18 protein-coding genes are annotated in these 13,451 nt (G+C 66.4%); 7 read left to right on the forward strand and 11 right to left on the reverse strand.

Going from position 1 to position 13,451, the window contains the following annotated elements; genetic code table 11:
- Positions 1-76 precede the first annotated feature (76 nt).
- The 11 genes from I2488_RS13240 to I2488_RS13290 all read right to left on the reverse strand — a co-directional run bounded on the left by I2488_RS13240 (position 77) and on the right by I2488_RS13290 (position 8,943).
- On the reverse strand, positions 77-871 hold the full coding sequence (locus tag I2488_RS13240) for an SDR family oxidoreductase (protein ID WP_196276290.1): 795 nt from the start codon (positions 869-871) through the stop codon (positions 77-79).
- A 10-nt stretch (positions 872-881) separates the two neighbouring features.
- A complete protein-coding gene (locus I2488_RS13245) occupies positions 882-1,664 on the reverse strand; it encodes an SDR family oxidoreductase (RefSeq protein ID WP_196276291.1) in 783 nt (260 codons plus the stop codon).
- The gene (locus tag I2488_RS13250) at positions 1,661-2,641 is read right to left on the reverse strand and encodes an NAD(P)H-dependent flavin oxidoreductase (protein WP_196276292.1); all 981 of its coding nucleotides are present in this window, start codon (positions 2,639-2,641) and stop codon (positions 1,661-1,663) included. Before I2488_RS13250 ends, I2488_RS13245 begins: the two co-directional genes overlap by 4 nt.
- Positions 2,642-2,709: 68 nt before the next feature.
- A complete protein-coding gene (locus I2488_RS13255) occupies positions 2,710-3,444 on the reverse strand; it encodes a sigma-70 family RNA polymerase sigma factor (RefSeq protein ID WP_196276293.1) in 735 nt (244 codons plus the stop codon).
- Positions 3,441-5,549, reverse strand: a complete 2,109-nt coding sequence (locus tag I2488_RS13260; RefSeq protein ID WP_196276294.1) for a flagellar biosynthesis protein FlhA — start codon at positions 5,547-5,549, stop codon at positions 3,441-3,443. The genes I2488_RS13255 and I2488_RS13260 overlap by 4 nt, the downstream gene beginning before the upstream one ends.
- Before the next feature lie 3 nt (positions 5,550-5,552).
- A complete protein-coding gene (locus I2488_RS13265) occupies positions 5,553-6,446 on the reverse strand; it encodes a transglycosylase SLT domain-containing protein (protein ID WP_343071069.1) in 894 nt (297 codons plus the stop codon).
- Positions 6,447-6,516: 70 nt separating this feature from the next.
- Positions 6,517-6,864 (reverse strand): flagellar protein FlgN, encoded by a 348-nt coding sequence (locus I2488_RS13270; RefSeq protein WP_196276295.1) that lies wholly within the window; start codon positions 6,862-6,864, stop codon positions 6,517-6,519.
- The gene (gene flgM / locus I2488_RS13275) at positions 6,864-7,163 is read right to left on the reverse strand and encodes a flagellar biosynthesis anti-sigma factor FlgM (protein WP_196276296.1); all 300 of its coding nucleotides are present in this window, start codon (positions 7,161-7,163) and stop codon (positions 6,864-6,866) included. The genes I2488_RS13270 and flgM overlap by 1 nt, the downstream gene beginning before the upstream one ends.
- A 110-nt stretch (positions 7,164-7,273) precedes the next feature.
- Positions 7,274-7,783: a flagella basal body P-ring formation protein FlgA gene (locus I2488_RS13280; protein ID WP_196276297.1), complete on the reverse strand. Its 510-nt coding sequence runs from the start codon at positions 7,781-7,783 to the stop codon at positions 7,274-7,276.
- A 27-nt stretch (positions 7,784-7,810) separates the two neighbouring features.
- Positions 7,811-8,260, reverse strand: a complete 450-nt coding sequence (locus I2488_RS13285) for a hypothetical protein (protein ID WP_196276298.1) — start codon at positions 8,258-8,260, stop codon at positions 7,811-7,813.
- On the reverse strand, positions 8,257-8,943 hold the full coding sequence (locus I2488_RS13290; protein WP_196276299.1) for a MotA/TolQ/ExbB proton channel family protein: 687 nt from the start codon (positions 8,941-8,943) through the stop codon (positions 8,257-8,259). The genes I2488_RS13285 and I2488_RS13290 overlap by 4 nt, the downstream gene beginning before the upstream one ends.
- A gap of 218 nt (positions 8,944-9,161) precedes the next feature.
- On the opposite strand from I2488_RS13290, the gene flgB reads away from it, so the two are divergent.
- Genes flgB through I2488_RS13325 form a run of 7 tightly spaced genes read left to right on the forward strand, consistent with a single transcriptional unit; the run spans position 9,162 to position 13,441 of the window.
- Positions 9,162-9,509: a flagellar basal body rod protein FlgB gene (flgB, locus tag I2488_RS13295; RefSeq protein WP_196276300.1), complete on the forward strand. Its 348-nt coding sequence runs from the start codon at positions 9,162-9,164 to the stop codon at positions 9,507-9,509.
- A 3-nt stretch (positions 9,510-9,512) separates the two neighbouring features.
- The gene (gene flgC, locus I2488_RS13300) at positions 9,513-9,923 is read left to right on the forward strand and encodes a flagellar basal body rod protein FlgC (RefSeq protein WP_196276301.1); all 411 of its coding nucleotides are present in this window, start codon (positions 9,513-9,515) and stop codon (positions 9,921-9,923) included.
- Positions 9,923-10,261 carry a flagellar hook assembly protein FlgD gene (locus I2488_RS13305; protein ID WP_196276302.1) on the forward strand — a complete coding sequence of 113 codons (339 nt, stop codon included), beginning with the start codon at positions 9,923-9,925 and terminating at the stop codon, positions 10,259-10,261. Before flgC ends, I2488_RS13305 begins: the two co-directional genes overlap by 1 nt.
- 18 nt (positions 10,262-10,279) lie before the next feature.
- Positions 10,280-11,107 carry a flagellar hook-basal body complex protein gene (locus I2488_RS13310; protein WP_196276303.1) on the forward strand — a complete coding sequence of 276 codons (828 nt, stop codon included), beginning with the start codon at positions 10,280-10,282 and terminating at the stop codon, positions 11,105-11,107.
- 28 nt (positions 11,108-11,135) lie between these two features.
- A complete protein-coding gene (locus tag I2488_RS13315; protein ID WP_196276304.1) occupies positions 11,136-11,888 on the forward strand; it encodes a flagellar basal body rod protein FlgF in 753 nt (250 codons plus the stop codon).
- Between the two features lie 18 nt (positions 11,889-11,906).
- The gene (flgG, locus tag I2488_RS13320; RefSeq protein ID WP_196276305.1) at positions 11,907-12,695 is read left to right on the forward strand and encodes a flagellar basal-body rod protein FlgG; all 789 of its coding nucleotides are present in this window, start codon (positions 11,907-11,909) and stop codon (positions 12,693-12,695) included.
- A gap of 5 nt (positions 12,696-12,700) precedes the next feature.
- Entirely contained in the window at positions 12,701-13,441 is a 741-nt protein-coding gene (locus I2488_RS13325; protein ID WP_196276306.1) for a flagellar basal body L-ring protein FlgH, read from the forward strand.
- Positions 13,442-13,451: the final 10 nt, after the last annotated feature.

Here is a 13,451-nt window from a genome sequence, read left to right on the forward strand (position 1 = left end):
TCTTCATCCCCGCGCAGGCGGGGATCCAGAGGAAAGCGCGTCTCGCTGGATTCCCGCCTGCGCGGGAATGACGAGTTTACGCCAGCCCCTTGGCTGTGCTGGTACGCGAAGCATCGCCCACCGAGCTGCCGCCGTCGACGTCGAGGATCGCGCCGGTGACGTAACTGGCGGCGGGCGTCGAGAGGAACACCGCCGCTTCGCCGATCTCGTAGGCCGTACCCCAGCGCTTCATCGGGATGCGGGCATAGTGTGCCTGCCGGGTGGTCTCGTCGGGCGCGAGGCGGGCCATGCCTTCGGTGTCGGCAATCGGGCCCGGCGAGATGCCGTTGACGCGCACGTCCGGTCCCCATTCGATCGCCAGCGTGCGGACAAGCTGGTTGATCCCGGCCTTGGCGGCACAGGCATGGGCCTGCATCGCCATCGCCTGTTCGGCCTGCCCTGCCGTGATCGCGATCAGCGAGGCACCGGGGTTGAGCAGTTCGTGGCAGCCCCGGAAGACGTTGAAGGTGCCCAGCAGGTCGATGTCGACCACGGTCTTGAACGCATTGGCCGACATGCCGAGGACCGGCGCGAGGAAGTTTCCGGCCGCACCCGAGATGACGATGTCGAGCGCGCCGATCTCGTCGCGCACCGACTTCATCGCCTCGCAGATCGCAGCGTAATCACGCACGTCGGCGGCGCGCCACACCGCATCGTGGCCGATCTCGGCGGCAGCGGCAGCAGCCTTTTCCGGGTTGCGGCCGAGAACTGCCACGCGGGCGCCGAGTTCGGCAAAGCGCTTGGCGATGCCGAGATTGATGCCGCTGGTGCCGCCGGCGATGAACGCGGTCTTGCCGGCAAGGACATCGTCACGGAACGGGGATTGGGTCATGCGGGAATCCTCAGCGAGGGGCCATGCGGATCGCGCCGTCGAGGCGGATCGCCTGGCCGTTGAAGTAGGTATTGCGCACCAGTTCCATGGCGAGGCTGGCAAACTCTTCAGGCTTGCCGAGCCGCTTGGGGAACGGGACCGACGCGTTGAGGCTGTCGAGCACCTTGTCGGGCAGGCGGCCCAAGAGCGGCGTGCCGAAGATGCCAGGCATGATTGCGTTGACGCGGATGCCGAGGTCCATCAGATCGCGCGCCATCGGCAGGACGAGGCCGTTCACGCCCGCCTTGAGCGAACCGTAGGCAACCTGCCCCACTTGCGCGTCCTGCGCCGCGACCGAAGCGGTAAGGATGATCGTCCCCCGCTCGCCGTCTTCCAGCGGATCGAGACTGGCCATGCCCAATGCCGAGAGGGAGGCGACGCGGTAGCTGGCGATGAGGATGCCTTGCGCGGCGTATTCGTAGTCCTCGGTCGAAAGCCTCGTGAACTCGCCGGTCTCGCGGTTGCGGCTGACGGTCTTGCCCTTGCGATGGGTCATCGCGCAGTGGACGCAGATGCGCTCCTGCCCATGGGCCGCGCGCGCCTTGGCGAAACCTGCGACGACGGATTCCTCGGACGTGATGTCGACCTTGCAGAACAGGCCGCCGATGGCGCGAGCGACGGCCTCGCCTTGCTCCTCGTTCACATCGAAGATCGCGACCTTGACGCCTGCGGCGGCGAGAGCCTCTGCCGTGGCGCGGCCGAGACCCGAAGCGCCGCCGGTGACGACCGCGCTGATGCCGGAATCGATCTTCATGCGACCATGCCTTCGAGGCGGCCGCGAATGATGGTCTCAGCATCGCCGACGATGCGATCGATCAGTTGCTGGCAGGTCGGGATGTCGTGGATCAGGCCCTGGACCATGCCTGCCCAGAACACGCCCTTGGTGAGATCGCCGGTTTCAAGCAGCTGCTTGCCCGCGCGACCATTGACCAGTTCCTGCACGTCCTCGAACTTCGCATCGGGCTTGGACAGGCGGCGGACGACCTCCTCGGACACTTCGCTGCGGCCGACCCGCGCGGTGTTCTTGAAGTTGCGGAAGATCAGGAAGCTGCCGCGCTCGTCGTTGTTGATGTAGGCCTGCTTGACGTTGTCGTGGATCGGCGCCTCGACCGTCGCGCAGAAGCGCGTGCCCATGTTGATCCCCTCGGCCCCGAGGCTCAGCGCAGCGACCAGACCGCGGCCATCGCCAAAGCCCCCGCTGGCGAGCATCGGGATCTTCACCTTGTCGGCAGCGGCGGGGATCAGGATCAGACCGGGAATGTCGTCCTCGCCGGGGTGGCCGGCGCATTCGAAGCCGTCGATCGAGATGATGTCGCAACCGGCGCGTTCAGCGGAGAGCGCATGGCGCACCGCCGTGCACTTGTGCAGGATGGTCACGCCGTGGGGCTTGAGCATTTCCCAGATCTCGCGCACCGCCTGCGTACCGGCGGTTTCGACGATCTTCACGCCGCCGTCGATGATTGCCTGGGCGTAGGCCCTGTAGTCCGGCGAATTGACGGTCGGGAAGATCGTCATGTTCACGCCGAAGGGCTTCGACGTCATCGCCTTGGTCCGCTCGATCTCGTCGCGTAGCGCGTCGGGCGTAGGCTGGGTCAGCGCGGTGATGATGCCGAGGCCGCCCGCGTTCGAGACCGCAGCCGCCAGCTCCGCATAGCCCACATTCATCATGCCGCCCTGCACGATGGGATGCTCGATACCGAGCATTTCGGTGATGCGTGTCCTGATCGCCATTCCTGCCACTCCCCAAACTCACATTTAACTGATCGGTTAAACTGACTCGGGAGACTTGGCAAGCGGGGTCAGAGAATATCGTAGCTCTCGCCCAATGCGCCGCGCAGCTTGTCGAGCGCCTGCGCCTTCAGCTGGTGCACACGCGGGATGCTGACGCCGAGGACTTCGGCGATTTCGGCGAGGTTGAGTTCCTCGACGAAGTAGAGCTGGATGATCATCTGCAGACGTTCGGGCAGATCGCCAATGGCCGAAGCAACCGCGCCGCGCATCTCGTCGTCGGCCAGCATGGCGAAGGCATCGGGGCGGTCATCGGCGAAGGCGGCATTGCTGTCGGAATAGGCATCGTCGATGGCTTCGAAGCGCAAGGGCTCGTCGGCCGCCTTCTGATCGGCGAGTTCGCGCTCGGTCAGGCCCATGGCGGCGGCGAGTTCGGCATCATTGGGCGGGCGACCGAGATCGTTGGTCAGCGCCGTGGTCTTCTCGCGCAGCAGGCGGCGGCGCTCTGTTGCAGAACGCGAAAGCGGGGTGGAGCGGCGGACGAGATCGACCATGGCCCCGCGCACGCGCAGCTTGGCGTAGGCGGCAAAGCCGTCCTCGGTGGGGCCGTCGTGGCGCTGCGAACATTCGGTCAGCGCGACAAGGCCCGCCTGAATCAGGTCCTCGATCTCTATCCCGGCGCGGCCCGAGCCGTGGACGTGCCAGGCAAGGCGCTTCACCATGGGCAGGAAGCGGCGGATACGGTCGGCAGCCTCGTTCTGCGCATAGGCGCGGGCGGCGGCGAAACCGCGATGGTCGTGTTTCATGCGGCAAGTCCCTCAGGGATAGGCAGCTCTTGACGGGCGGGGTGCGGAGGCGCTTCGCCGCCGATGACCGAGATGACCTCGATCGGCTGCGAAGGCGGCAGTTCGGAAATCGACATGACCTGACAGTTCGGCGCGCGCAGCCGCAGCAGTGCAGCCAGCGGGCGGCGGGCACGGGGCTGGACGATCAGGGCAACGGGCGGCGCGGCGGGGCCACGCTCGGCGATCAGCGCGGAGATACGCTCGCCGATGCCGCGGGCAAGATCGGGTTCGATCACCGGCTGGCCGGTGGCCGGATCGTGCATGCCGCCGACGATCATTTGTTCGAGCCCGGCTTCGAGTGTGACCACCGGCAGGCATTCGTCGGGACCACAGATTCGACCGACGATCATTGCGCCAAGATCGGTGCGCAGCAGGTCGACGAGGCGGTCGTGGTCGTTGGTCTGCTGCAGCGCCTCGCTCAGCGCCGAGAGAATCGGCAGAGGGTGGGCGATGGAGATGCCGTCGTCGAGCAGGGCGTGGAACAAGCGGGTGAGCGCGCCCAGCGACATCGGCTGCGGATGGATCGTCTCGACCAACCCTGCGGCGCGTTCCTTGACCGCTTCGAGGATCGCCTTGACCTCGTCGGGGCCGAGCAGTGCGGACGGGCGGTCGCCCAGAACCTGGTTGAGGTGGGTGGCGACGACAGTGCTGGCATCGACGGTGAGGAAGCCCTCGGCGATGGCGAGATCGCGCTGCGAGGGCTCGATCCAGATGGCAGGGCAGCCGAAGCTGGGATCGCGGGTTGGCTCGCCGCGCAAACCGTGGTCGGAGCTCGCCTCGCCCGCGTCGATGGCGAGGATCTTGTCGGGGCGCATCTCGGCAATGCCGACGGGGACGCCGCCGAGCAGGATGCGATAGGCATTGGCACCGAGTTCCAGCGAGTCCCGCACGCGGAACTGGGGGACGATGAAGCCGAAAGCCTGGCTGAGCTGCTTGCGCACGCCGGTGAGGCGGGCGACCAGCGGGGAGCCGCGGCGTTCGTCGACCAGATGGATCAGGCCATAGCCCATCTCGATGGTGACGAGGGTGTGGTCGCTGACTTCTTCGAGCGTGATGCGGTTGGGGTCGATCGGTTCGGGTGCGACCACGGCCACCGGGGCGGGACGGTCGGCGCGCTTCTTGAGCGTCCACCACAGCCAACCAGCGAGGCCGGCGGCAGGCAGGAACACGATCTGCGGCATCGCCGGGATCGCGCCGATGGCGCCGAGGATCACGGCGACGGGCAACCAGATCGCGGGATTGGCGAACTGGCCACCGATCTGCCCGGTCAGGTCGCGACTGTCGGAGACGCGGGTGACGATGACGGCGGCGGCAATGGACAGCAGCAGCGAGGGGACCTGTGCCACCAGCGCATCGCCAATGGCGAGCGTGATGTAGAACTGCGCGGCTTGCGTGGCGGTGAGGCCGTGGCTGATCATGCCGAGGCAGAAACCGGCGATGATGTTGACGCCAAGGATCAGCAGCGCGGCGATGGCATCGCCCTTCACGAACTTGGACGAGCCGTCCATCGAGCCGTAGAAATCCGCCTCGGTCGCCACTTCGCGGCGTCGGGCCTTGGCTTCGTCGGCAGTGAGCAGGCCTGCGGCAAGGTCGGAGTCGATCGCCATCTGCTTGCCGGGCAAGGCATCGAGGGTGAAGCGCGCGGAGACTTCCGAGACGCGGCCCGCGCCCTTGGTGACGACCACCATGTTGATGATCATCAGGATCATGAACACGAACAGGCCGACTGCGAAGTTGCCGCCGATCAGGAAAGCGCCAAAGGCCTCGATCACGTGGCCCGCTGCCGCGCCGCCTTCGTGGCCGTTGACCAGCACGATGCGGGTGGAGGCGACGTTGAGCGCCAAGCGCAGCAGCGTGGCAAACAGCAGGACCGAGGGGAACGAGGAGAAATCGAGCGGCTTTTCCGCATTCATCGCCGCCATCAGGATCGCCACCGAGAGCGCGATGTTGAGCACGAAAAACACGTCGAGCAGGACGGCCGGGATCGGCACGACCATCAGCACGATCAGCATGAGGATGCCGCCGGGCAAGGCCATCGCGGCGGGGGAGCCGAAACGCTTCAGCATCGCTTAGAGCCCTAGCGCCGAAAGGCGGCCATAAGCCTGCCGGACGTGAGCGGGGGCCGAGGCGCCGTCGTTGAGGGCGAAGGCCTGGCGCAAGGTATCGGCCATCGAGCTTGCCGCCACCGGCAGCGGATTGCCGGTGCTTGCCGCCGCGCTCTGGAATTCCTGGGCGATCGGGCCGCCGGTGAACTGCTGTACTGGAGCCGTTGCGGGCGTGACGCCCATGCTGGCGGGCCATTGCAGGGCTTCGTCGCCGGTCGCACCTTCGCTGGCGCCCGCCATGCGGGTGCGAATCAGGTTCATCACCTCGCCGACCGTGCGGGCATTGCCGCTGCGGTCGTAGAATGTCGAGCGGTTGGCGGATGCCGCGGAAGGCAGGATCGACGCGGCACTTTGTGAAGGATCGCTGGCGAGCGCGCCGAGGAAGCGCCCCGCCCCTTCGGCCCCGAAGAAATGGGCGACGTAGAGCTCGGCATGGTCTGGCTGACGGCCGAGGACGCCGGTCAGGAAGTCACTGTTATCGCCCGCCAGCTCGCCCGCCATGGTTGCGGCAACTTGCGGATCGAAGCGCAGGGCGAGCAGCTGGGCGCGGGTGGCAGGATCGCTCGCCGCGCCGCTACGGATCATGTCACTGGCCCAGGCGAGACCATGTTCGGCGCCATGCTTCTCCAGCGTGCGCAGCCAGGTGCCGGTGGTGAACTGGTAGAGGCCAGAGGCGCTCGACGTGCGCGAGCGGGCGGAAGGGTCGAGGCTCGACTCAAGCCTCGCCTGTGCCATCAGGTAGGCAAAATCGGTGCCGGTGGCCTGCGCGGCGCCGGCAATCGCCGAACGCACGTTCGCCCCGGCACCGCTGATGGCGGCCGGGGAACCGGGCAATGCGAAAACATCGGCTGAACTCACTGATCTTTCCTTCCGGCTGCCGCGTCGCGGCGCTGTGGAAGGTGTTCAGCAAGGGCCGTGCCAAACAGGCTCAGGCAGTGCGCAGGCGGTGGACCTGACCGTTCGGGCGGTATAGCGGAGCCGAGCCGGAGAGCGCGTCGAGACGGGCCGAAACGTTGGCCGCGATCAGGTTGCGCACCTTGCGATTGGCCTCGTTCTGGCGGCGCGCCGCTTCAAGCAGGCCACGGCATTCCTCGTCCACCAGCGCGTGATCGACATCGACCAGCGTGCCGCAAAGATCGGCCTTGCTCGACGCGCAGCCCATGATCATGTCGAGATCGAGCCCGGCAAGGGCGTGCCGTTCCTCCTGCAGCACGGCAAGCATCTGCCGCAGCGTGTCGCGAAGGTCCGATGGGTGAGCGAGCGTTGCAGTAGCCATTACTGGGCAGTCCTCAGCAGCATGCCGGCGGCAATCATGGCGTCGGCGATCTTGGCGGGCACGACGGGGTAAGTGCCGGTCTCGATGGCGTGACGGATCACCTTCACGCGCTCGGCATCGACGGGCGCAGCCTGTCCGGCATCGAGAGCACTGGACTTCTCGACCTGGGCAGCTGCACCGGATTCCACCGGGGTCAAAGCCTCGGTGGCCGGGGCCGCAGAACCTGCCCGCGTGGTCTTGGGCGTACTGACCTGCACCGGCCCAACCGGGCGCGATGCACCGATTTCAATTGGTGACATGGTACCGCTCCTAGCGTTTCATGCAGACAAGAACGGTGGTCTTGCCGATGTCTTAAGGCCGGGAGCGGAAAATTTTTGCCGGTTGGTGAAAACTGGCAGAACCGGGAGGGTCAGTCGACCGGGACGACGACGAGTCCGGGCCGCTCTATCCGTGCGCGAAGGGGAGTGGCGCGGGCGCTGGTGCGCACACGGATCCAAGCGCCCACGGCTCCGGATTCCATGGCTTCTCCTGACTGCGCAACCGAGAAGCCATCACCCGCAACGCTGATCGTCACCGCTTCGCCGCGAGCGATTGCCGGTGGGGCGGCAGCCATTTGCCGGGCGCTGCCGGATGTGGCGACGAACAGCCGCCAGCCTCCGGCATCGGGACACTGGACGAGGACGGTATCCTGCCGGCTTCCTTGCCAGTCGAGCGAGAGCGGCGATCTGCACGCGGCAAGGCGCAGGCGGCGGTCTACCGGCAGCGTGGCGCCACCGGGCTCGCCGATGCCTGCGCCGGTGAATGCAGTCACGGCGCGGTCAATCGCAACCAGATCGTGGAAGGGCGAGGACTGCGCCGACGCCGGTGCGGCCGGGGCAGTAGCGAAGAGGGCGGCGGCAAGGAAACGGGTTGTGGTCATGGTCGGCATCCAGCTGATGCTTTGCCGCTAACCAGCAATCATCGTGCCAGAGCGGCTGCCTCCGCCCGAGGCCGCCGTCTCGCTGCTGTAGACCAGCGCCACGCTCGCCCCGGCGCGATCGCCCGGTTCGACGAGGATGCGGGCGTGTCTGGCGCGGGGGCCACCGGACTCGGCCAGCTGCACCGCCTGGGCGAGTGCGGCGAGACGAGTATCGCCGACATAACGCACGATCACCCGCACCTCGAGGCGCGGGTCCTGTCCGAACTGGCCGAGCCACGTACGCAAGGGCGGTGCTTCGCTGCCGGTGCTCCACACGGCGACAGGTTCGCTCTCCGTCGCGGCGGCGATGGGCGGCGGCGGTGGCGCAACCTTGGTCTTGCCGCCTGTCTGCGACAGCGCCGAAGCCGTGGCGAGGAACAGGATCAGCGAAAGGTCGGCGAGCGCGTATTGCCAGCCGGTTCCGGCACGAACGATCATGCCTCGGCCCGCGCGCGGTGATGGAGGTTCTGCACCGCCGGGTGGTGTTGGTGGTGCGCTACCGGCAAGGCAGGCTCGATCTGGCCCGACAGCCAGTCGATCACGTCCTGCCGCTGCCGTTCCTCATCCTGCGCGCGCCGCTCCACCGCCCGCGCCAAGGGAGCAAGCACGAGATTGGCGATGAGCAGGCCATAAAGCGTGGTCATCACCGCCATCGAGATCGCGCCGCTCAAGGCGCCCTGTTCAAGCCCGGTCGCAGGCAGACGGCTCAATGAGACCAGCGTGCCGACCATGCCGAACACCGGTCCCAGCTCAGCCGCCTGCGCCAGCGTCCGCACCGCGGCATTGGCGGTGGCGAGGCGAGCGCGGCGATGATCGTGGTGCCGCTCGATCAGCGCATCGAGCGAACGCGAGCGGATCAGCACGTCGGTCACGTCATCGAACTCGCGATCGCCGATGGCGCGCGGACTGGCCCGCAACAGGCCATCGCGCCTGATGGCAGAGACCTGCGAGGCGAGATCGGCCTTGGCCTGCACGGCCGAGAAGCGACGGGTGAAGAGGCCAAAAAGCGCCTGCGCTGTAAGCTGCAGTTCTCTCCGACCCGAGCGCAACACGGTGGCAAGCGCCGTCCCGCCCAGCACGATGGCGAGGGACAGACCGTCGATGAGCGGGGCAGATGGCATGGGCGGGGGCGTCTCCTCGCCTCCAAGAACGGCAGCTCTTTCAGGTATTTCAGCCCCTTGCCCGGAAGATCGGCGCATTTCTGCCGGTTGCGGCAAGGCTTTGCCGGTCAGACCGCCGGGATTCGGCAGCCGAGGGCCGGAACCGCTCGATTCCGGCATTTGGCACGGTGCTTGCTGAAACACCGGCAGCAATCCGTCAGCCAGTGAAGGCAACACCCATGAGCGAGTCCCTATTCGGCATCCACGGCGCGGCGCTGGAATTGCGCTCGCAGCGCATGGGCCTGCTGACCTCGAACATCGCCAATGCCGCAACGCCGGGCTTCAAGGCCCGCGACATCGACTTTGCCGCCGCGCTGAAGGCCCGCACCGCAGGCATGAGCGAGGACAAGGCAATCGCCTCGGCCACGCGCTACCGCGTGCCGGTGATGCCGAGCCTCGATGGCAACACGGTCGAGATGGCAACCGAGCAGACCGCCTTTGCCGAGAACGCCGTGGGCTATTCGGCCACGCTCACTTTCCTCAAGGGCCGGGTCGAGACCATCACCCGCGCGATCAAGGGCGAATAAGCGATGGCGGGCAACAATCCCCTCACCCTGTTCCAGGTTACCGGCCGGGCGATGTCGGCCCAGTTGGTGCGGATGAACGCGGCGGCATCGAACCTTGCCAACGCGGGGACGGTTACCTCCACCGAGCAGGAAGCCTATCGTCCGCTGCGCCCGGTCTTTGCCGAACAGCTCGACCAGGCGAACGGCCTGTCCACCGTCCGCGTCGCTGCCGTGAAACGCTCCGACGCCACGCCCATTCGCCAGCACGATCCGGGCCACCCGCTCGCCGATGCCAATGGCGATGTCTGGACCGCCCCGGTCGATGAGAACGCCGAGATGGTCGAGATGCTCGAAAGCTCGCGCCAGTACCAGAATGTGGTCGAGGCGATGCAGACCGCCAAGCAGCTGATGCTTGAAACGATGAGGATGAAATAATGTCGATCGCTTCCGTAACTGCCACCACCGGCGTCAACGGCGCCACCACATCGTCGAAGGCCGGGCAAGGCTGGGGCGCGATGGGGGCCGAGGATTTCGTCAAGCTGCTGACCACGCAGCTGCAGAACCAGGACCCGACCGAGCCAGTCGACAATACCCAGATGCTGGCGCAGCTCGCCCAGTTCTCGTCGCTGTCGAACCTCAACGACATGAAGGACTCGCTCGGCACGATGACCAAGCAGTCCGACACGCTCTCGGCGATCTCGACCAAGCTCGACACGCTCAACAGCACGGTCGCCAAGCTGCTCGCCAGCCAGCCTACCACAGCCCAAGCCTAAGCCCCGCAGGAGACGCGCATGTCCTTCTACACTTCGCTCAACGGCCTCAGGAACGCCCAGACCGATCTTGGCGTGATCAGCCACAACATCGCCAATGCCGAAACCACCGGATTCAAGAAGAGTCGAACCGAATTTGCCGACATCGTCGTCGGCAGCGCCTTCACCAATCCCAAGCTGGTCGTCGGGATCGGCGCTGCGGTGGAATCGATCACCCAGAACTTCGCGCTGGGACCGATCGAACAGACCGGCTCCGCGCTTGACCTTGCGATCAACGGCGACGGCTTCTTCACCACCCGCAACGTGGTGACCGGCCAGACGCTGTTCACCCGCAATGGCAGCCTGACCGTCGATGGCGGCGGCCATATCAGCGACGGATCGGGCAATCGCCTGCAGGTCTTCCCGACCGATGCCGCAGGAACGATCACCTCGACCACGCCCGCCGATGCGGTCATTCCTGCCAGCAACGGCACCGATGCTGCAGGCAATCCCATCGAATTCGCCGGGATTACAGTTGGCGACGATGGCGCGGTGACGGCCTCCTACGCCGATGGTTCGAACGTGATCATCGGCAAGGTGGCGCTCGCCAGCTTCATCGCGCCGCAGGGCCTCAAGCAGGTCGGCTCGTCCAACTGGGTGACCACCGGCATTTCGGGCGCGCCGACCTATGGCCAGCCCAGCACCGGCCAGTACGGCTCGCTGCTGTCGGGCGCGCTCGAACGCTCGAACGTCGACATTGCCGAGGAACTGGTCGGCCTGATCACCGCGCAGCGCAATTTCCAGGCGAATGCAAAGGCGATCGATACCGCCACGCAGATCTCGCAGACCGTGATCCAGCTGCAGACCTGATCCGCACCTCTTTGACGGAGCCTCGCCCATGGACCGCCTGATCTACACCGCCTATTCCGGCATGACCGGATCGACCGTGCGCCAGCGCGTGATCGCCAGCAACATGGCCAACGCGCAGACCATCGGCTTCCGCGCCGAGATGCTCACGGCCACGCCGATGACGCTGAAGGGCCCCAGCCTCGAAGCCCGCGCGATGACCGATGGCGAAGTGCGCGGCGCGTCGATGGCGCAGGGCACGCTGATCTCAACCGGCAAGCCGATGGATGTGGCATTGACCGGCGACACCATGCTCAGCCTGCAGGCCGAGGATGGCAGCGAGGTCTATTCGCGCCGCGGCGATCTGGCGGTGAGCGCGGGCGGCGTGCTGGAAAACGGCGATGGCCGCCCGGTCATCGGCGAGAACGGCCCGATCACGGTCCCGCTCGGCTCCAAGGTGACAATCTCCCCCGATGGCGGCGTTTCCGTCGCCAATCCCGAAGCGCCCGACCAGCCCCCCCAGCTGGTCGGGCGTATCAAGATCGCCTCCACCATCGGCAGCAGGATCGAGAAAGGCCTCGACGGCCTGTTCCGCGTGCCCGGCCAGAACGGTCAGCCGGGGGTGCTCCCGCAGGACGAAGAGGCCCGGCTGATGGTCGGCAGCCTCGAGCAGTCCAACGTCGATCCCACCCGCGTGCTGGTCGAGATGGTCGAAGCCCAGCGCCTGTTCGACATGCGCACCAAGGTCGTCAGCCAAGCCAAGGAAGTCGACGAATCCAGCGCTTCCCTGATGCGCATTTCCTGATCGCAAAGGTAACCCGATATGCCCAGCTCAGCCCTACACGTCGCCCGCACCGGCCTGGAAGCGCAGGACACGCGGATGCGCGTGATCGCCAACAATCTCGCCAACGTCGGCACCACCGGCTTCAAGCGCGACCGCGCCAACTTCGCCACGCTCGCCTATCAGGACGCACGCGTTGCCGGGCAGCAGTCCTCGAACGAGACGGCTTATGCCACCGGCCTCAACCTCGGCACCGGCGTTGCCGTGCAGGCGACCACCCGCATCGACAGCCAGGGCACGCTGCAGAGCACCAGCAACGCGCTGGACCTTGCGCTCGATGGCGATGGCTACTTTCAGGTGACGATGCCCGGCGGCCAGCTCGCCTATACCCGCGCCGGCAACTTCTCGCGTTCGGCAGAGGGCGTGCTGGTGACGGCGCAGGGCTATCCGCTCAATCCCGCGATCACCATTCCCGAAGGCGCAAGCGCCATCACCATTGCCAACGATGGCACCGTCTCGGCCACGATCGCCGGACAGAACGAGCCCGCGCAGCTTGGCCAGATCACCGTGGCCAGCTTCGCCAACCCCGGCGGCCTCAGGTCGATGGGCGACAACTTTCTGCAGGAAACCGCAGCCTCCGGCGCGGCGCAGGTCGGCGTTCCGGGCGAACTGGGACGCGGCAAGATTCAGCAGGGCTACCTCGAAGGCTCCAACGTCAACGTCGTCGAGGAGCTGGTCGACATGATCGAGTGCCAGCGCGCCTACGAGATCAACTCGAAGATGATCTCGGCGGTCGACGAGATGCTCCAGAACGCGAACCAGACGCTGTGATTGCCATGGAAACCCCCTTCGATCGCCATTTCGCCCCGGACGCTACAACCAACCCGCGCCGCCGCAAGACCGCGCTGCGCGCTCTGCTCGTCGGCTCGCTGGTCGCTGCCGCCGTGGTATTCGGCCTGGACCCGGCTTCCGCTGCCAAGCCCAAGAAGGGCTTCGAGCCGGTGGTTGCGCCCGCAGTGCCCGTGCAAACCACCCCGCCCACGGCAGGCTCGATCTTCAATGTCAGCACCGGATACACCGGCTTCGTCGAGGGCCGCCGCGCCCATGCCGTGGGCGATCTCGTCACGGTCATGCTGGTCGAGAACATGACCAGCGCCAAGACCGCCGGATCGAGAACGCAGAAGTCCGGGCAGTTCTCGGTCACCCCGCCGACCACCGGCCCGCTGTCGTTCATAAAGCCCACCGCCCTTAATGCTTCGGGCGGATCGTCGTTCAATGGTCAAGGCAATGCCTCGCAGACGAGCACGCTCGCCGGCGAGGTTGCGGTGACGATCGCGGAAGTGAGGTCCAACGGCACGGCACTGGTGCGCGGCGAAAAGCGCATGATGCTGAGCCAGGGGCAGGAGTGGGTGCAGTTTTCCGGCATCGTGCGTCTCGGCGACATCGATCAAGAGAACCGCATTCTTTCCAGCCAGGTTGCGGATGCACGGGTCGAATACACCGGCAACGGTTCGGTCGGCCGGGCGAGCCGCGAAGGCTGGCTCTCGAAGTTCTTCAACGCGATTTCGCCCTTCTGAAGGTTGATGC

The sequence above is a fragment of the Novosphingobium jiangmenense genome, from assembly GCF_015694345.1.
GTDB classification, from domain to species: domain Bacteria; phylum Pseudomonadota; class Alphaproteobacteria; order Sphingomonadales; family Sphingomonadaceae; genus Novosphingobium; species Novosphingobium jiangmenense.